General features: G+C 64.1%; 20 protein-coding genes. 11 read left to right on the plus strand and 9 right to left on the minus strand.

The window, feature by feature from the left end:
* Positions 1-5 precede the first annotated feature (5 nt).
* A complete protein-coding gene (locus tag IX761_RS23555) occupies positions 6-521 on the minus strand; it encodes a flavin reductase family protein (protein ID WP_194791902.1) in 516 nt (171 codons plus the stop codon).
* A gap of 145 nt (positions 522-666) precedes the next feature.
* On the opposite strand from IX761_RS23555, the gene IX761_RS23560 reads away from it, so the two are divergent.
* The 4 genes from IX761_RS23560 to IX761_RS23575 all read left to right on the plus strand — a co-directional run bounded on the left by IX761_RS23560 (position 667) and on the right by IX761_RS23575 (position 4,751).
* Positions 667-867: a DUF1289 domain-containing protein gene (locus IX761_RS23560; RefSeq protein WP_194791903.1), complete on the plus strand. Its 201-nt coding sequence runs from the start codon at positions 667-669 to the stop codon at positions 865-867.
* A 69-nt stretch (positions 868-936) separates the two neighbouring features.
* Positions 937-1,749 carry a hypothetical protein gene (locus tag IX761_RS23565; RefSeq protein ID WP_194791904.1) on the plus strand — a complete coding sequence of 271 codons (813 nt, stop codon included), beginning with the start codon at positions 937-939 and terminating at the stop codon, positions 1,747-1,749.
* Positions 1,750-2,168: 419 nt separating this feature from the next.
* Entirely contained in the window at positions 2,169-3,614 is a 1,446-nt protein-coding gene (locus IX761_RS23570) for a hypothetical protein (RefSeq protein ID WP_194791905.1), read from the plus strand.
* A 228-nt stretch (positions 3,615-3,842) separates the two neighbouring features.
* Positions 3,843-4,751 carry a LysR family transcriptional regulator gene (locus IX761_RS23575; protein WP_194791906.1) on the plus strand — a complete coding sequence of 303 codons (909 nt, stop codon included), beginning with the start codon at positions 3,843-3,845 and terminating at the stop codon, positions 4,749-4,751.
* On the opposite strand, the gene IX761_RS23580 is transcribed toward IX761_RS23575, so the two are convergent.
* The 4 genes from IX761_RS23580 to IX761_RS23595 form a co-directional block, all read right to left on the minus strand.
* Positions 4,737-5,513, minus strand: a complete 777-nt coding sequence (locus tag IX761_RS23580) for a substrate-binding domain-containing protein (RefSeq protein ID WP_194791907.1) — start codon at positions 5,511-5,513, stop codon at positions 4,737-4,739. The genes IX761_RS23575 and IX761_RS23580 overlap by 15 nt on opposite strands.
* Before the next feature lie 11 nt (positions 5,514-5,524).
* Positions 5,525-6,817: an MFS transporter gene (locus IX761_RS23585; protein ID WP_194791908.1), complete on the minus strand. Its 1,293-nt coding sequence runs from the start codon at positions 6,815-6,817 to the stop codon at positions 5,525-5,527.
* A gap of 202 nt (positions 6,818-7,019) precedes the next feature.
* Positions 7,020-7,388, minus strand: a complete 369-nt coding sequence (locus IX761_RS23590; protein ID WP_194791909.1) for a type II toxin-antitoxin system RelE/ParE family toxin — start codon at positions 7,386-7,388, stop codon at positions 7,020-7,022.
* The gene (locus tag IX761_RS23595) at positions 7,385-7,663 is read right to left on the minus strand and encodes a type II toxin-antitoxin system ParD family antitoxin (protein WP_194791942.1); all 279 of its coding nucleotides are present in this window, start codon (positions 7,661-7,663) and stop codon (positions 7,385-7,387) included. Before IX761_RS23595 ends, IX761_RS23590 begins: the two co-directional genes overlap by 4 nt.
* Before the next feature lie 204 nt (positions 7,664-7,867).
* Here IX761_RS23595 and IX761_RS23600 point away from each other — a divergent pair, with 204 nt between their 5' ends.
* The 5 genes from IX761_RS23600 (at position 7,868) to IX761_RS23615 (ending at position 13,240) form a co-directional block, all read left to right on the plus strand.
* On the plus strand, positions 7,868-8,272 hold the full coding sequence (locus IX761_RS23600) for a hypothetical protein (protein WP_194791910.1): 405 nt from the start codon (positions 7,868-7,870) through the stop codon (positions 8,270-8,272).
* A gap of 854 nt (positions 8,273-9,126) precedes the next feature.
* The gene (locus tag IX761_RS23605) at positions 9,127-11,325 is read left to right on the plus strand and encodes an OsmC domain/YcaO domain-containing protein (RefSeq protein ID WP_194791911.1); all 2,199 of its coding nucleotides are present in this window, start codon (positions 9,127-9,129) and stop codon (positions 11,323-11,325) included.
* Between the two features lie 110 nt (positions 11,326-11,435).
* A complete protein-coding gene (locus tag IX761_RS23610) occupies positions 11,436-11,576 on the plus strand; it encodes a PA0050 family protein (protein ID WP_153789117.1) in 141 nt (46 codons plus the stop codon).
* A gap of 41 nt (positions 11,577-11,617) precedes the next feature.
* Positions 11,618-11,755, plus strand: coding sequence for a PA0050 family protein (locus IX761_RS27240; protein WP_228533907.1), 138 nt, complete (start codon positions 11,618-11,620; stop codon positions 11,753-11,755).
* A gap of 582 nt (positions 11,756-12,337) precedes the next feature.
* Positions 12,338-13,240, plus strand: a complete 903-nt coding sequence (locus IX761_RS23615; RefSeq protein WP_194791912.1) for a DMT family transporter — start codon at positions 12,338-12,340, stop codon at positions 13,238-13,240.
* Here the strand turns inward: IX761_RS23615 and IX761_RS23620 are convergent.
* Genes IX761_RS23620 through IX761_RS23635 form a run of 4 tightly spaced genes read right to left on the minus strand, consistent with a single transcriptional unit; the run spans position 13,237 to position 15,601 of the window.
* Positions 13,237-13,704, minus strand: coding sequence for a DoxX family protein (locus tag IX761_RS23620; RefSeq protein ID WP_194791913.1), 468 nt, complete (start codon positions 13,702-13,704; stop codon positions 13,237-13,239). The genes IX761_RS23615 and IX761_RS23620 overlap by 4 nt on opposite strands.
* A gap of 10 nt (positions 13,705-13,714) precedes the next feature.
* Positions 13,715-14,470, minus strand: a complete 756-nt coding sequence (locus tag IX761_RS23625; RefSeq protein ID WP_194791914.1) for a DNA-binding domain-containing protein — start codon at positions 14,468-14,470, stop codon at positions 13,715-13,717.
* Positions 14,467-15,300, minus strand: a complete 834-nt coding sequence (locus IX761_RS23630) for a DUF692 domain-containing protein (protein ID WP_194791915.1) — start codon at positions 15,298-15,300, stop codon at positions 14,467-14,469. Before IX761_RS23630 ends, IX761_RS23625 begins: the two co-directional genes overlap by 4 nt.
* 16 nt (positions 15,301-15,316) lie before the next feature.
* Positions 15,317-15,601: a DUF2282 domain-containing protein gene (locus tag IX761_RS23635; protein WP_194791916.1), complete on the minus strand. Its 285-nt coding sequence runs from the start codon at positions 15,599-15,601 to the stop codon at positions 15,317-15,319.
* A gap of 185 nt (positions 15,602-15,786) precedes the next feature.
* Between IX761_RS23635 and IX761_RS23640 the strand changes: the two genes are divergently transcribed.
* Together IX761_RS23640 and IX761_RS23645 are read left to right on the plus strand one after the other, a co-directional pair.
* Positions 15,787-16,374, plus strand: a complete 588-nt coding sequence (locus tag IX761_RS23640; protein WP_194791917.1) for a sigma-70 family RNA polymerase sigma factor — start codon at positions 15,787-15,789, stop codon at positions 16,372-16,374.
* Positions 16,361-17,002: a DUF1109 domain-containing protein gene (locus tag IX761_RS23645; RefSeq protein WP_194791918.1), complete on the plus strand. Its 642-nt coding sequence runs from the start codon at positions 16,361-16,363 to the stop codon at positions 17,000-17,002. Before IX761_RS23640 ends, IX761_RS23645 begins: the two co-directional genes overlap by 14 nt.
* Positions 17,003-17,014 lie beyond the last annotated feature (12 nt).

Below are 17,014 nucleotides of genomic sequence, written 5' to 3' on the forward strand. Positions count from 1 at the left end.
GCGCCTCAGCCGGCACTGGCCATGTGCGGCGCAGGCTGGGCGGTGGTGGTGTAGTGGCCGTCCAGGTACACCAGCGGGGTGATGGCCGAGGTGTTGCGCACGCGCAGGATACGGCCGATGAAGATGGTGTGGGTGCCGTAGGCGAACTGGCCATCCTGGCGGCAGAGGATCGACGACTGCGCGTCGTCCAGGTAGGGGATGCCCTCGTCGCTGGTCAGCCACTGCCCCTGGCCGAAGCGCGCCTCGCCCTTGATGCTGCCGCTGCACAGGTGTGCCAGGTGCTGCTGCTCGACGCCCAGGATGTTGACGCAGAAGCTTGCCCCGGCGGCCAGCGCGGCATGGGTCGATGCGGTCTGGTTGACGCAGATCAGCAGCGACGGCGGCTCGGTGCTCAGCGAATCAACCGCCGTGGCGGCCATGGCGAAACGTTGCGTGCCGTCGCTGGTACTGATGATGGTCACGGACTTGGCCAGGCGGCGCATGGCCTGGAGCATGTCGGCTTTGAGAGTGTTGTCGTTCATCGCACGGCCTCGGGTTCACGGGTTCGGTGCGATGGATTGTGGCAAGGNGGGGAGGGTGGGGCATCGTCCGTCGAGACTAGGCACTGTGGCAGGCGTGCCGCCCGGATCTGACGTATGATCCGCGCCCGCCTCAGGAGCAGCCGCCATGGCCAAAGACATCGACAACCCCTGCGTCTCGCTTTGCCAGCTCAACAGCGAGCTGTGCGTGAGCTGTGGCCGCACCCGTGAAGAGATCCGCAAGTGGCGCGGCATGAAGCGCCCGGAAAAGATGGCCACGGTGCAGCGTGCGGCAACGCGGTTGAAGGCCGTGGTGAAGAAGAATGCCAAGCGGCAGGCACGCGATTGAGGTGGTGGCTATTTGATGGCTTGGCTATCATGCCCCGCCTCGAAATACCGCAACCATGGATGATCGACCGTGTCGAAGACGTTTCTCCCCCTCGCCCTGGGTACCGCCTTGCTGGCTGGCTGCGCCAGCCCCCAGCACACCGTTAGCCTCGACAAGCCCCGCCTGATCGGCAACTGGGCCATGCTGCCGCTGGGCAATGGCATCGCCAATGTGGCCGAGTACCAGGCCGACGGCAAAGTGCGCCTGCATCCATTCAACTGCGTGGAAAGCACTGGCGACGAGGTCGAGGTGTCGGACTACCGCGTGGCGGCCGATGGCAAGTCCATCCATGTCAGCTCGCCGCAGCGTACCTTCGACCTGCAGGTGCTGGCCTACAGTGGCAACTTGATGGTCCTGGGCATGCAAGTCGACCAGGGTCAGCTGAAGTTCATGTACAAGAAGGTCGACACGATCGCGCCGCTGTGCAACCTCTACCCCGACGCCAAGGCCGAAGCCGCCCGGCGCACGGAGTACCAGACACAGGACTTCGTGCCCGCGCCGACGATCCCGGCCCATGCCGGCATGGAGCGTTACATCGGCAATTGGGTGAGCATGAAGCAGGGGCAGCGCCAGGTGCAGATCATGAAGGGCGCGGACGGCCAGCCCTACCTCTCCCTGCCCGACAGCGAGAACTGGCGTTACCTGTTCAACGACGTGCGCTGGGAAGGGGACGTGCTGCACTACCAGGGCTTCGCCTATTCGCCCAAACCCTCGCTTTACCGCCACCCGTACCACAAGAGCAACATGCCCATGACCCTGGCGCCTGCCGCCGACGGCAAGTTGCTGAGCACCTTCGAGATCAGCGGCAAGCGCTATGAATACATACTGCAGCGGGCCGACTGAGCCCCCTGGCGTTTAGCTGGCGTATTGAGCGACGAAGTTGCCGAAAGCCCCGTTTTCCTTGTGCCATTCGATCAGACTGGTGAACGCATCACTACCGGGTCATGAAGCGCAAGCTTGAACCTGGGTTATCGTGTCTGCTCGAAAAGCCAGCGTACGGCGAGCGGAACGTGATCGAGTGGCTGTGAGCGGTGGCATTTTAGTAGGCACGCATTGTTTGTTTATCGCTAACCATTATGAATGTTGTCGGTTATTCACGAACGGCGTTGCTACCGTTACAGAACCACTGAGGGCGTTGCTGGCAAAAGACCCGGGCGTGATGAGGTGGATGACAAGTCTCACTTCAGGCTGAATGCCTGTGTAAAAACTGAGCCCCCCCCAAGGTTCGGCCAAGGGGGTTACTTTTCTCCTGGGGAGGTTTCATGTTCCTGACTCTCCAGCACCCCTTCACCGACATGCGTCGATTCCTCGGCGCGGAAAGTGCTCGCTTGCATCGCCCGCTGTGGCCTCTCGCTGAGGCTCAGAAGGACTTTGTTCGCGCATCCGGCCTAGTCAGGTTCCGTCGTAAAGGGGGGCTGGATGAATGGGCGGGCGAGGAGTCGTACAGTGATGCAAACCGTGCACTGACATTTCCCGATCATTTGCGTCATCTGGCGATTGGCAACGATCATCTCGGGGCGTCTATCGGGCATGCGCTCCGGCGTTACTACTCTGACGGCGGCTTGGCACGTCTTGAGGTGGGGCTTCGGTTCACCCCCTACAGCGTCACAGGCAATAGTTCAGCCTTCGATCGGTTCAGGTTGTTGCGTGAACTACTTGAGCTGCCTGTAAGTGTAACGGGCAAAGGGCTCCGGTGTGAGACGCTGGGGTTGGTTCAAGCCGGTGACATGCTCGCTCAGCATTACCTATTTGCGTCCACCCGTGTAAAAGCGTCTTCGCAGGCTTGGTGGTTCAGTGCTGGGGCGCCAAGCATCGTGCTGGATTATGATCGATTGATCGATGAGCATCTCATCCCGCTCCCGCCTCATATATCTCAGGTGCTCGAGTTGCCTGATCTGGAGGTAACGGTGTCGCACGCCTGGCTGCAGATCGGCAAGCAACAGTGCGCTGCGTGGTTCATTGCACGGGGTAATCGGCATCGAGAGGAGGTCCGTAAGTTGCGGATGCACCTGACGCGACTGCACACCGAGCGAGAATGTCTTAGAACCGTGATTTCCCACGCGCAAGAGGGTGGAAAACTGGACTGGGTCAAACAAACTGAGCGTGCGGAAACGCTGCAGCATTATTTGAACAATGCGATTCGAGCTATCGAACGGCCGATGCGTTTCGGCTTTGAGCAGTCAGTCTTGCTGAGCGCAGCACGGGAAGCGTATGGCATCACGCTAAAAGGGCGTACCACCTCGTTTGATGAAATGCGTCAACAAGTGGCGATGAAAGTGCAGAACTACCTGAGTCGCGAAAGCAAACCCACCCGCATAGTCAATGTTTTCAAGGAGGCGGTCATGACCACCACCATTACACTGGGCAATTTCACCTTGACGGGTGGCGACTTGAATATAGTTACAGCAAAAACTATCGAGAATAGTTTCAACAAGGCAACCAACTCAGCGCTCGAGCCAGGGCTCAAGCAGACGCTGGAAAATGCAGTGGCCGAGATTGCCAAAATGATGGTGGCACTACCCAAGGAGCGGGCTGAATTGGTATCCAGGGACTTGGAGACTTTTACCACTGAAGTCACCTCCGAGAAGCCACGACAAGCGTGGTATGAGCTTTCGGCCCAAGGCATCCTGGAGGCTGCGAAAACGGTCGCTGATATGGCTGTTCCCGTGACTACTGCAGTTGCGGCGGTGCTCGCGCTGTTGAAGTAATAGACAGTCAGGCGCTGGCTTACCTGGTAGCAGAGGTGTGTTCAGCGTGCCCAGTACCACGGACACCGAGCCGTCAGATCCGCCGTGGCTGCGCGACCAGAACACAGCCAGCCATGGTTCATATGCCCGCCAGCTATTCACTCACTGCCGCCTCCCCCAAAACTGGTAACAGCTATTTTTTCGCAATACCATTGATGCCCGTTTTCGATCAAACCAGCGGAGCCCTGGGTGAGCATCAACTTCGACCTGAACGACCTGAAGGCCTTCCGCGCCGTCGTCGAGCAAGGCAGCTTCCGCCGTGCCGCCGATGCGATCCGCATTACCCAGTCGGCCTTGAGCCGGCGCATCGAAAAGCTTGAAACGGCCTTGGGTGTGAAGCTGCTGGAGCGCACCACCCGTAAAGTGTCGCTGACCAACGTCGGCCGGGCGTTCCTGCCGCAAGTGGAGCGCCTGCTCGACGACCTCGACCTGGCCCTGTTGAGCGTCGGCGATGGTGGCGCGCTGCGCACCGGCACCCTGACCATCGCCTGCGTGCCGTCGGCCGCCTACTACTTCATGCCCCATGCGATCCGCGAATTCCACGGGCAGTACCCCAAGGTCCGGATCAGCCTGCTCGATGCCTCGGCCAACGAGGTCAGCGCCGCGGTGGCCTCGGGCGAGGCGGATTTCGGCGTGAGCTTCACCGGCAACCTGGCGCCGGAGATCGAGTTCAGCCCGCTGCTGGAAGAGCGCTATGTCATCGCCTGCCGCCAGGACCACCCGCTGGCGCGCCAGCAAGCGGTCACCTGGGCCGAGGCCTACAGCCACGACTACATCACCCTCGGCAAGGCCTCGGGCAACCGCCTGGTGCTGGACCGCGCCCTGGCGGGCATGCAGGTGGAGAAACAGAGCATCTGCGAGGCGCAGCACGTGACCACGCTGCTGGGGCTGATCGAGGCGGGGCTGGGGATTGCCGCCGTGCCCTCGATCGCCATGCCGGTGGGGGCGCACCCGATCCTGGCGCAGGTAGCGCTGGTGGAGCCGGCCGTGACCCGGCAGATGGGCGTGCTCAAGCGCCGCGGGCGTACCTTGACGCCCGCAGCGCTGGAGTTCGAGCGGTTGATCCGGCAGTTGCCGGGCACCTTACCGGGGCACTGAGTCCAGCCCGGTGGCCTGTACGGTGGCTTGCACGGCGGGGGAGGCCAGGTAGTCGAGCAGCTGCCGCGCTTCGGTGGGGTGCTGCGCGCCGGTCGGGATGCCTGCGGCGAAACGGGTGACCGACTGCACGTCTTCGGGCAGCTTGCCGGCGAAGGTCACGCCGGGCACCGGCAGCAGCTCGGCCACCTGCTGGAAACCGACCTGATAGTCGCCCTTGGCGACCACCGAGGCCACGGGGATACGCTCGATCATGGTGCCCTTGGGGGCCAGCTGCGCCTGGATGCCGAGCTTGTCGAACAGCTGCTTTTCGACGTAGACGCCGCTGGCGCTGTCCGAATAGGCCACCGATCGCGCAGCCAGCAGGGTCTGCTTCAGGCCGGCCGTGGTGCTGATGTCCGGCTTGGGTTCGCCGGCCCGCACCACCATGCCGATGCGCGAGTCCGCCAGTTCGACGCGGGAATCGGCGGCGACCTTGCCCTGACGGATCAGCTCGTCCAGGGCGTAGCCGACCATGATCACCACGTCGGCCGGCTCGCCGCGCTGCAAGCGGTTGGGGATCGCCTCCGGGGCCTTGCCCATGGACGGGCCGAGCACGGTGGTCAGGGTGTTGCCGCTGTTGGCGGCGAACTGCGGGCCAAGGCGTTTATAGGCGGCGGTGAAGCCGCCCGAGGTCATCACGGTGAGGTCGGCGGCCACGGCGCCGCCGCATTGCACGGTGGCGGCTATGGCCACTGCCAGCCAGGGTTTGATCCAAGCGTTCATCAATGCACTCCTCAGGCGGCAACGGTGGCGGGGCGGGCGGCCAAGCGGCGGTACAGCACCAGCGTGGCGGCGAACGCGCAGCAGGCGGCGAACATCATCCAGTAGGCCGGCGCGGCCTTGTCGCCGGTGACGTGGATCAGCCAGGTCGAAATCGCCGGGGTGAAACCACCGAACAGCGCGGTGGCCAGGCTGTAGGCCAGGGAGAAGCCCGCCACCCGCACCTGCACCGGCATGATTTCGGTCAGCGCCGGGATCATCGCGCCGTTGTACAGCCCGTAGAGGAACGAGAACCACAGCAGCACTTCGAGCATGTGCGCGAAGGTCGGTGCCTGGGCGAGGAATTCCAGGGCCGGGTAGGCGGTGAGCACGGTTAGCAGCGACATGGCGGCGAGCAACGGCTTGCGCCCAAAGCGATCGCTCAAGGCGCCACCGATCGGCAGCCAGGCAAAGTTCGACACCGCCACCAGCAGTGTCACAATCAGCGCATCGCTGGTGCTCAGTTGCAGCACCGTCTTGCCGAAGGTGGGGGCGTACACGGTGATCATGTAGAAGGCGGTGGTGGTCATGGCCACCATCAGCATGCCGAGCAGTACCACGCCGGTGTTGTCCAGCAGCGTGCGCAGCACGGCGCGCATGTCCGGGCGATGCTGGCGGGCGGTGAACTCTTCGGTTTCGGCGAGGTTGCGGCGCAGCAGGAAGATCATCGGGATGATCAGGCAGCCCACGGCGAAGGGCACGCGCCAGCCCCAGTCAGACAGTTGCGCCGGTGACAGCCACTGGTTCAGTGCATAGCCCAGGGCGGCGGCGACGACGATGGCGACCTGCTGGCTGGCGGACTGCCAGCTGGCATAGAAGCCCTTGCGTCCCGGCGTGGCCATTTCGGCCAGGTACACCGACACGCCGCCCAGCTCGGCACCGGCGGAGAAGCCCTGCAACAGGCGCCCCAGCAACACCAGCAACGGCGCCCACAGGCCGATGCTGGCGTAGCCCGGCACCAGCACGATGAGCAGGGTGCCGCTGGCCATGATCGCCAGGGTGACGATCAGGCCCTTGCGCCGGCCGACATCGTCGATGTACGCCCCCAGCAGCACGGCACCCAGCGGGCGCATGAGAAAGCCTGCGCCGAATACGGCGAAGGTCATCATCAGCGCGGCGAATTCGTTGGCGGCAGGGAAGAACGCGGCGGCGATATGGGTGGCGTAGAAGCCGAACAGGAAGAAGTCGAACTGTTCGAGGAAGTTACCGGACGTGACCCGAAAGACCTGGGCGGCCTTCGACTGGCCCTGGTGGGCAGGCTGACTCATGGTGTTCTCCAGCGTTTTTTGACTTATTTGTAAGTGCTTGTAACTGGAGATTCTGGGTGAAAGCGGCGCTCAGGATAATCGTTGAATTTTCATGGATTGATGCGGTTTGGCGATCAATCGTGGGGTCGAGCTTTGCGAATGAGGAGAATGATGGACACAGGCGGGGCCGGTGGGAGGGGCGCGGCAGCATTTGAGGCAATGGTCACTCAGGTAGGTCGGCGCTTGGCAGGTGCCAGGAAACTTCCATCGCGTCATGCAGAATACGCACGATTTCCAGGGTCTGTTTTGTCCCAAGGCGATAGAAGATGATGTGCCGTGGCTTGAGGATGCGGGGGCTGGAGACGCGCTGGCGACAATGGGCGAGATGCAGGCTTCTCAGTCCCGCAGAGAGCTCGTTGCGCGCTTTGCTACCTGGTTTTTCCGGGTCTTCGATCAGCGAGCTCAGTGCTGCTTGCAAGAGGTTCTGGTAGCGGTGGCGGACATTTTCGCCAAATTTCTGCTCGGTATAACGCAGGATATCCACGATATCGCTCCGCGCTTGGAGCGAGACACGTAACGCAAGCGTGCTCATATGCCGCTGCTGGCTTGCCTGCCCAGCGTTTCGAGGTAGGTTTCGAGCTCTGATGGATCGATGTCTTCGCACTCTCCACGATCCAGTTGCATCAAGCCGATCGAGGTTGCGTTGCGCAGTGCTTCAAGTTTTGCCGTTTCCTCTGCTTCCCGTTCCAGGAGCAGGCGCAGGCCCGCGCGAACGACTTCGCTGAAGTTCTGGTAGCGGCCAGTCTTGACCAGTTCGTCGATGGATTGCTCCATCGGATTCGGTACAACGACATTGTGCGTGGCCATGGTGAATCCTTTGCCGGAGTGGGGATGGCATTTTATGCCATAACTTTGCACTGACAGCCAAAACAGACGACTGTCGGTTGCCTGCTGAAGATAGGGCTTGCTAGCAACGCTGGCTTTCACAACGAGTAGATCGCATTTGCCATCGGGCAGTTCTGAACCATGCTTGACCCTGGTGATCACCACGGTATTCAAGGAGAGTCAGGCATGTTCAAACCGCGTTTTGTAACCGCCATGCTGCTTGGCGCACTGGCCGTGGCTCTCACGGCTTGTAGCAGCATCGATGCGCGCACCACCGAATACGTCGGTGCCCCGCACGCGGCGCCGACCCTGCCCGCCAATGTGGAGGTCCTGCGCCGGGAGCCAGTGCGGCCGCATGTGCGGCTGGGTGAAATCGTGGTCAGCGCCGGCACCGATGCGTCGGCTTCCGCCGCCGAGATCGAACAGAAGCTGCGCAGCGAGGCGGCGGGTATCGGCGGTGATGCCGTGGTGGTGGTGTACGACCGTATCCAGCCGACGGCGGCCTATGTCAGCGGACCGTTGTGGGACCGCGATATCCACTCCATCGAAGGGCGCAAGTTGAAGGGAATTGTCATTCGCTATACGCGTTGATGGGGGGATGGCGACAGGCACCAAGGCGGACAGTGGAGATCTCACAGGAGAAATTGGCCCGAAACCGATGTGGGAGCCGGCTTGCCGGCGATGCGCCGCGCGGGCGGCGCTCGATCTTGAGGGCGCTGCAAACCTGTCGGCATGCACCTAGTGAGCTAGATGCGAATCCAAGACAGGCACCTGGGCGTCACACCACTGGACTTGGATAAGCAGAATTGCGTGGTGGCTGCGGTTGCATGGCGGGAAATCGAGTGAGGGCCCCTAGGTGCCTGTCGGTGTTTTTGCAGCGCCCTTGAGACCGAGCGCCGCCCGCGCGGCGCATCGCCGGCAAGCCGGCTCCCACAGTTTGTTTCGGGCCAGTTATGCCTGTGAGGTCTTCACTGTCCGTCCTGTTGATAAGGCGCGATAGCGAGGTGGACCTTGCATTCCTACACAAATAGCATCGGATTTTCCCTGTTTTATGTAGGCCCCTTCCGAAGCACGCATTCGTGGCTTTTACACCGTCGAACTGAGGTCTAGTCTCGCCCAGCCGCTGTGAAATCAGTGGCCGGGTCTGCAAGCCCGCGCGAAACAACTAGAACAGCACCACCCTCAGTTATCGGCGTCAGCGCCGAGCTGTGCGTTATGGTGGCTGCGTACGGGTGGCCTTTGGGCCAGCCGGGCTTTCTCTAGTTGCCCCGGTCTTGCAGGCCCGTACGTAGCCGCCACCTCTCGACCTGCAAGTGAGCAGGTGGCGATCCAAAGCGCTCGCCCGCCGGCGCGTTACGGGTCGCCCGGCGGCATGCCAAGACATTCCTTGCCGAATCCCGGATAATACCCGCCATTTTCCGCCCCGCTTCCTGGTACCCCCTCGCATGGAAATCAAGGTCAATTTTCTCGACAACCTCCGTCTCGAAGCCAAGTTCGACGACTTCACGGTGATCGCCGACCAGCCGATCCGCTACAAGGGCGACGGCTCGGCCCCGGGGCCGTTCGACTACTTCCTGGCCTCCTCGGCGCTGTGCGCGGCGTACTTCGTCAAGCTGTACTGCCAGACCCGCGACATCCCCACCGAGAACATCCGCCTGTCGCAGAACAACATCGTCGACCCGGAGAACCGCTACAACCAGATCTTCAAGATCCAGGTCGAGCTGCCCGAGGACATCAGCGACAAGGACCGCCAGGGCATCCTGCGCTCCATCGACCGCTGCACCGTGAAGAAAGTGGTGCAGACCGGCCCCGAGTTCATCATCGAACAGGTCGACAACCTCGACGCCGATGCCCAGGCGCTGCTGATGCCGGTGTCGGACAGCACCACCTACATCCCCGGCAAGGACCTGCCGCTGGAGCAGACCATCGCCAACATGTCGGCGATCCTCGCCAACCTGGGGATGAAGATCGAGATCGCCTCGTGGCGCAACATCGTGCCCAACGTCTGGTCGCTGCACGTGCGCGACGCGCAGTCGCCGATGTGCTTCACCAACGGCAAGGGCGCGACCAAAGAAGCCGCGCTGGCCTCGGCGCTGGGCGAGTTCATCGAGCGGCTCAACTGCAACTTCTTCTACAACGACCAGTTCTGGGGCGAGGACATCGCCAACGCACCGTTCGTGCACTACCCCAACGAGCAGTGGTTCAAGCCCGGGCCCAAGGATGCACTGCCGGAAGAGATCCTCGACGAGCACTGCCTGGCGATCTTCAACCCGGATGGCGAGCTGCGTGGCTCGCACCTGTACGACACCAACTCGGGCAACAAGGAGCGCGGCATCTGCTCGCTGCCGTTCGTGCGCCAGTCCGACGGCGAGACGGTGTACTTCCCGTCCAACCTGATCGAGAACCTGTACCTGAGCAACGGCATGAGCGCCGGCAACACCCTGGCAGAAGCCCAGGTGCAGTGCCTGTCGGAGATCTTCGAGCGGGCGGTCAAGCGCGAGATCCTCGAAGGCGAGCTGTGCCTGCCGGACGTGCCGCAGGAGGTGCTGGCCAAGTACCCAGGCATCGTCGCCGGTATCCAGGGGCTGGAAGAGCAGGGCTTCCCGGTGCTGGTCAAGGATGCCTCGCTGGGCGGTGAGTTCCCGGTGATGTGCGTGACCCTGATGAACCCGCGCACCGGCGGCGTGTTCGCCTCGTTCGGCGCCCACCCAAGCTTCGAGGTGGCGCTGGAGCGCAGCCTTACCGAACTGCTCCAGGGCCGCAGCTTCGAAGGCCTCAACGACCTGCCGCAGCCGACCTTCGACAGCCTGGCGCTGACCGAGCCGAACAACTTCGTCGAGCACTTCATCGACTCCAGCGGCGTGGTGTCGTGGCGTTTCTTCGGCGCCAAGGCCGACTTCGAGTTCGTCGAGTGGGACTTCAGCGGCCACGGCGAGGACTCCAACGTGCAGGAGGCCGACACCCTGTTCGGCATCCTCCAAGACATGGGCAAGCAGGTGTACATGGCCGTGTACGACGACCTCGGCGCCACTGCCTGCCGCATCCTGGTGCCGGGCTACTCGGAGATCTACCCGGTCGAGGACCTGATCTGGGACAACACCAACCGCGCGCTGAACTTCCGCTCGGACATCCTCAACCTGCACACGCTCGACAATCGTTCGCTGAAGCTGCTGCTCAAGCGCCTCGATAACGCCGAGGTGGATGACTACACCACCATCACCACGCTGATCGGTGTCGAGTTCGACGACAACACCGTGTGGGGGCAACTGACCATCCTCGAGCTCAAGCTGTTGATCCACCTGGTGCTGCAGCGCTTCGACGAGGCCAAGGAGCTGGTGGAGATGTTCCTCCAGTTCAACGACAACACCGTCGAGCGCGGCCTGTTCTACCAGGCGCTGAATGTGGTGCTGGAGGTGGTGCTGGACGACGAGCTGGAGATGGACGACTACGAGCACAACTTCCGCCGCATGTTCGGCAATGAACGCATGGACGCCGTGCTGGGCTCGGTGGACGGTAGCGTGCGCTTCCACGGCCTGACGCCAACCAGCATGAAACTCGAAGGCCTGGACCGCCACCTGCGCCTGGTCGAGAGCTACAAGAAGCTGCATGCGGCGCGGGCCAAGGCGGCCGGGCTGCAAGGCTGACCGCTGACCGGGCGCTGGCGTAATTGCCGCGCCTGGTCTTAGCTGTTGCGGGGCCGGCGTTTGTATGCCGGCTTTCCTATGAAGGACACACTTGGACCATGGAGGTCATGATGAAAAGCAAACTGCTCGCAGCATCGCTGCTGTTGTGGATGTGCTCGATGACGGCTTACGCCGATTGCGCGGTGCTGGGGCCGCAACCAGACCCCTGCGCAGGCCCGGTACTCGGCCCCACCGAGTGCGTCTGCCCCTGAGGCGAACAAGGAATGTTGAATCGATGACCAGGAGGTCGCACATGAATAAGGTAATGCTCGCGGTGCTGTTTTCGTTGGGTTTCTCGCTGACTGCCCAAGCCGCGTGCCCGGTGTTCGGGCCGGCACCCGACCCATGCGCCGGGCCGGTGTTCGGGCCTTCCACTTGCGTTTGCCCGTAAGGTAATCAAGGCCGCTTCGCCACCCATCGCCGGCAAGCCCCACATCAAGGCTTGCATTTCTCCTGTAGGAGCGGCCTTGTGCCGCGAACGGGCCGCAAAGCGGCCCCAGCGATCTTGGGCGTACTCAAGATCCTGGGGCGCTGCGCACCCCTTTCGCGACACAAGGCCGCTCCTACAGAGGTCTGCGCAAGACAGTTGCTCCTACAAGAGCAGGCCAGGCTCCGTACCCGTAGGAGCCGGCTTGCCGGCGATGGCTGCGCAGCAGCCTCAATTCAACATCAGGCTTGCTCAATCTTGTCGCTCGTCGCCACCCGGGGTGTCGCAATCAGACAAGCACACGTCTTCGCCAATCTGCCAACACCCCCCGCGAACTCGAATAATGGATTCATCGCTCAACCCTGCGCCAAAGGGTGGTCGATGCACCACTACGAGTAAGCAGCCTCGTCTCACAATTCCAACGCTGCGGCGCCCCGTGCCCCGGACCACCGGCAGGCACCCATAACTAGAAATTCCGAACAAAACCCAACGCGCGCCTTGCCGTCGACGGCCTACTTGCGCGCGTGCTTGTGAGACTTGACTGCCATGATCGCTACCACCGTTGCCGCCGCCGACTCGTCGAGCGGCCACCGTAATGCATTGCTGCTCGCCCACCTCGCCGCCGTGCTGTTCGGCCTCACCGGCATCCTCGGCCACCTCATCGACGCCGACGCCAGCCTGATCACCTTTGGCCGCGCCACCTTCGCCTTCATCGCCCTGGGCTTCGTCGCCGGGCTCAAGGGCACGCGCCTGCTCGATGCGCTGAAGTGGCGCAACCTGCCGACCCTGACGCTGACCGGTGGCCTGCTGGCCGCCCACTGGCTGACCTTCTTCGTGGCGGTCAAGGTCGGTGGCGTGGCCGTGGCCACCCTTGGTTTCGCCAGCTTCCCGGCGTTCATCGCACTGATCGACCTGACCGTGTTCCGCGAGCGCATCGGTGCGGTCGAAGCGCTGTTGCTGCTGATGGTCACGGCCGGCCTGGTGCTGGTGGTGCCGTCGTTCGACCTGCTCGACAGCGGCACCGTCGGCCTGCTGTGGGGCCTGGCCTCGGGCCTGGCGTTCGCCCTGCTGGCGGTGGCCAACCGCCGCCGCCCGGCGGGCATGAATGCCTTGCAGGTGTCGTTCTGGCAGAACGTGGTGGTGGCCATTGTGGTGGCGCCGCTTGCCTTCAGCCACTTGCAAAGCAGCAGCCTGAGCTCCGCCGACTGGGTCAACCTGGCCCTGCTGGGGGTGTTCTGCACCGGCCTTTCGCAGTTCCTGTTCGTCAAGAGCCTCGATGGCCTGCAGGCGCGCACCGCCGGCATGATCATCGCCCTGGAACCGGTGTACGCCATCGCCTGCGCCTGGTGGTTGTTCGGTGAACAGCCGTCGCTGCGCATGGCCGCGGGCGCGCTGCTGATCGTGTTGGCGACGGTGTTCTGCGCCTGGCGCAAGGCGCCGACGCACTAGCGCAGGCGCAGCAGCCTGTCCAGCGACAGCGCACCGGCGCCACGGCCGATCAGCAGCAGAAGCAGCCCGGCCCAGGACAGGTGGGTGGGCCAGGCGTCGGGGTAGACGAACACTTCTATCACCGTGGTCATGCCCAGCAAGGCCAGGGCCGACAGCCGGGTGAACAGGCCGAGCACCAGCAGCAGCGGGAACAGGTGCTCGGCGTAGGTCGCCAAGTGCGCCGCCAGCCATGGCGACACCAGCGGCAGGGCATAGTCGCTCTGGAACAGCTCGTAGGTGCTGGGGGTGATGGTCAGCAACCCCTCGACCTTGGTGCGGCCGGACAGGAAGAAGATCGCGGCGATGCCCAGGCGCGCGACAAGGCACAGCACGCTGTCGCTGAGCAGCCCTTGCAGGCGCTCGGCCAGTTGGTTCCAGTGCTGGCGCAGGCCAGCGGCCGGCGTGGTGGGGTGGCTGATGTCCATGGCGGTTCCCTCAAGTGAATGACAGTGGACGGAAGGCCCGGGCCTTCATCAGCCGGCCAAGCAGGTCGCTGAAGTCCAGGTCGGGTTGGGTGTGTTGTGCCACTTGGGCTGCGTGTTCCAGCGCATGCCCGGCGGCGCAGGCGTCGAGAAACGCGCAGCCACCGCTCGACAGGGGCTGGTGGCGCACGCCATCGGGACCGCCGCTCAACAGCGCGCCTTCACCTGCCCAGGGTTGTTCGCCGAGCCAGGGGCGGCCTTCACGGCTGCAACGCCACAGGCTGTAGGCCGGGTGCTCAGCGGACCAATGCCAGCGCACGCCGACGCGGGGTTGCAGGTGGCCCTGGTCGAGGTCCGAGGCGGTCATGCCGGCCAGGTCGGCGAGGGTGAGGGCGGGTTCGTCGTCGGCGCTGAACGCTTGGCACCAGTAGCCGTCCAGGCGTGCGACATCGGCGAGGTAGGGCAGTTGGTGATGAGGCAGCAGCGCTTCGAGAAATGCCGGAAAAGCCGCACCGTACAGAATCAGCCGGGCATCCTCGGGCGGTGACTGGCGGGCATAGGCGGCGGCCACCTCCTGCATCCAGTCCGCGCCGACCAGTGTCTGGACACTGGGGAAGTTTGCGCGCAGCGCATCGACGCAGCCGGCCAGCACGGTGTTGCGGTACACCGCGAACGCGGGCTGCTGCGTCAGGTGGGCCAGTTGGGGTGCCGGCCGCCCCTGCAAGGCATCGGCAAAAGCCATCTGGAACTGACCGAGGGTGAGGTTCATGGCAGCGCGCCTGCCTGGTCGAGGATGGCCTGGGCCGTTGCACGCTCGGCGAGCAGTTCGGCGAAGGCGGGTAGCTTGTCGTCGCGCTCGATCAGTGTCGGGCGCGGGCCGATACGGCTGATCAACTGCTGGTACAGGTGCCACACCGGCTCGGCGATGGTCGCGTCGTGGGAGTCGATCAACAGCGCGCCCTGGGCGTCTTCGCTGTAACCGGCCAGGTGGATTTCACTGATGGCCGCCGCCGGGAAGCGCGCCAGGTAGTCGTGCGCATCGAAGCCCAGATTGTGGGCGCTCACGAAGACGTTGTTGACGTCCAGCAGCAGGCTGCAACCGGTACGCCTGGCCAGTTCGGCGAGGAACGCCACCTCGTCCCACTCATGGCCGTCCAGGTGCAGGTAATGGCTGGGGTTCTCGATGGCGATGGCGCGCCCCAGGGCATCCTGGGTGCGCTGGATATTGCTGCTGATGCGCGCCAGCGCTTCGTCGCTGCGCGGGAACGGCAGCAGGTCGGGGTGGTACTGGCCCCGCCAGGTCGACCAGGCCAGGTGTTCGGACACCAGCCGAGGCTGTACCTCATCGACCAACTGGCGCAGGCGACCCAGGTGTGCGTGGTCAGGCTCGCTGTCGGCCGCCAGCGACAGGGCCACGCCATGCAGCGACAGCGGGTGGCGCTGGGCCACGCGCTGCAGCCAGGCGCGGCGCGGGCCGCCGACCATGTAGTTCTCCGGGTGCACTTCGAACCACAGGCCCTTGGCGTCGCAGGGCAGGGCCTGTTCGAAGTGCTCGGCCTTCAGGCCCAGCCCGGCGCCCAGGGGCATGTTCCGGTTCATGGTCGGCGGCCTCGGCTCAGGCTTTGCCTGGGGTGAGCGAGCCCATGCCGTTGGGGGTCTTGATCGAGGTGCAGGTGCCGGCCGGGACGTTTTTCCAGTGCATGGCGTCGTAGTCCTTCTTGGCACTGCCGGCGCAGGAGGTACCGGCGCCGGCCTTGCAGTCGTTCTTGCCGGCCATGGCGACGCCGTAGCATTTCTCCATGGCGGCACCAGTGCCGGCGGGTTTGGTGTCGTCGGCCAGGGCGGCGCCGGCCAGGGAAGCCAGGGCCAGGGCGGCAGCGGTGAGGGCGAGGGTTTTCATGATGGTCTCTCCGGGGGCTGTGGCCGTGGCGATCTGCCGGCGGCTCATGGAGTAGTTCGCGGTGGCCACGGCCTGGGTTACAGCTTGTGAAAAAATATTTCTGCATTGCCCACGGCTCACCTACCGTATGAAGGCAGGCACGGCTCGGCAAAAAACAATTCTTGAAGGTGTAACCCCGGCGGCTCATGCAACGAACTACTCATCAGGACGCGTTCGCGACCCGCGAGACCTTGCTGCAGGCCTTGCTGCTGCGTGGGCTGGCGGGTGATGCGCTGGCCTACCGCGAGTTCCTCGCCGCGTTGGCCGTGCACCTGCGGGCTTTTCTGCGGCGCCGCCTGGCCCAGCGCCCGGCCGATGTCGAGGACCTGCTGCAGGAGGTGTTGCTGGCGGTGCACAACGCCCGCCACACCTACCAGCCACAACAGCCGCTGACCGCCTGGGTGCAGGCGATCGCCCGCTACAAACTGGCCGATGGCCTGCGCAGCCGTGCCCGCCACGAAGGTCGGCACGACCCGCTGGACGACGACAGCGAGCTGTTCGCCGCCAGCGATGCCGAGCCCGCCGAGGCCAGGCGCGACCTGGCCCGTTTGCTGGCGCTGCTGCCCGATCGCCAGCGCCTGCCGATCGTGTACGTCAAGCTGGAGGGGTTGTCGGTGGAAGACACCGCGCGGCTGACCGGGTTGTCCGGCGCTGCGGTCAAGGTGGGCATTCACCGTGGCCTGAAGGCCTTGGCAAGATTGATTCGAGGTAGTGACGACCATGAAGACCGATGAGTTCATTTCATTGCTGGCCAGCGCGGAGGGGCCGGTGCAGCGCCACGCGTTGGCTCGGCGCCTGAGCCTGGCGTTGCTGGCCGGTGCGCTCGGTGCACTGTTGCTGACCGTGGTGCTGTATGGCGTGCGCAGTGACCTGGCCGAGGTGGCGCGCACCCCGCTGTTCTGGGCCAAGGTGGCGTTACCGGCCAGCCTGGCCGTGCTCGCGCTGTGGCTGACCCAGCGGCTGGCCCGGCCTGGCATGCGCGGCGGGGCGCTGTGGAGCCTGCTGGGGTTGCCGCTGCTGCTGGTGTGGCTGGGGGCGGCCATCAGCCTGGCCGGTGCCCCGGTCGAGGCCCGCGCCGAGCTGATCCTCGGGCGCACCTGGCGTACCTGCGCGTTGAACATCGCACTGCTGTCGATACCGACCTTCATCGCCGTGTTTTGGGCATTGCGTGGCTTGGCGCCGACCTTCCTGGGCCAGGCCGGAGGGGCCGGCGGGCTGCTCGCCGGGGCCACCGCCACCCTGGCGTATTGCCTGCATTGCCCGGAAATGGGCGTGCCGTTCTGGGGGCTGTGGTACGTGCTCGGCATGTTGTTGCCGACGCTGCTGGGCGCGGCACTGGGGCCTCGGCTGCTGCGCTGGTGAGCGGTTGGCGAG

The sequence above is a fragment of the Pseudomonas sp. UFMG81 genome (assembly GCF_015354575.1).
In the GTDB taxonomy this organism is placed as follows: domain Bacteria; phylum Pseudomonadota; class Gammaproteobacteria; order Pseudomonadales; family Pseudomonadaceae; genus Aquipseudomonas.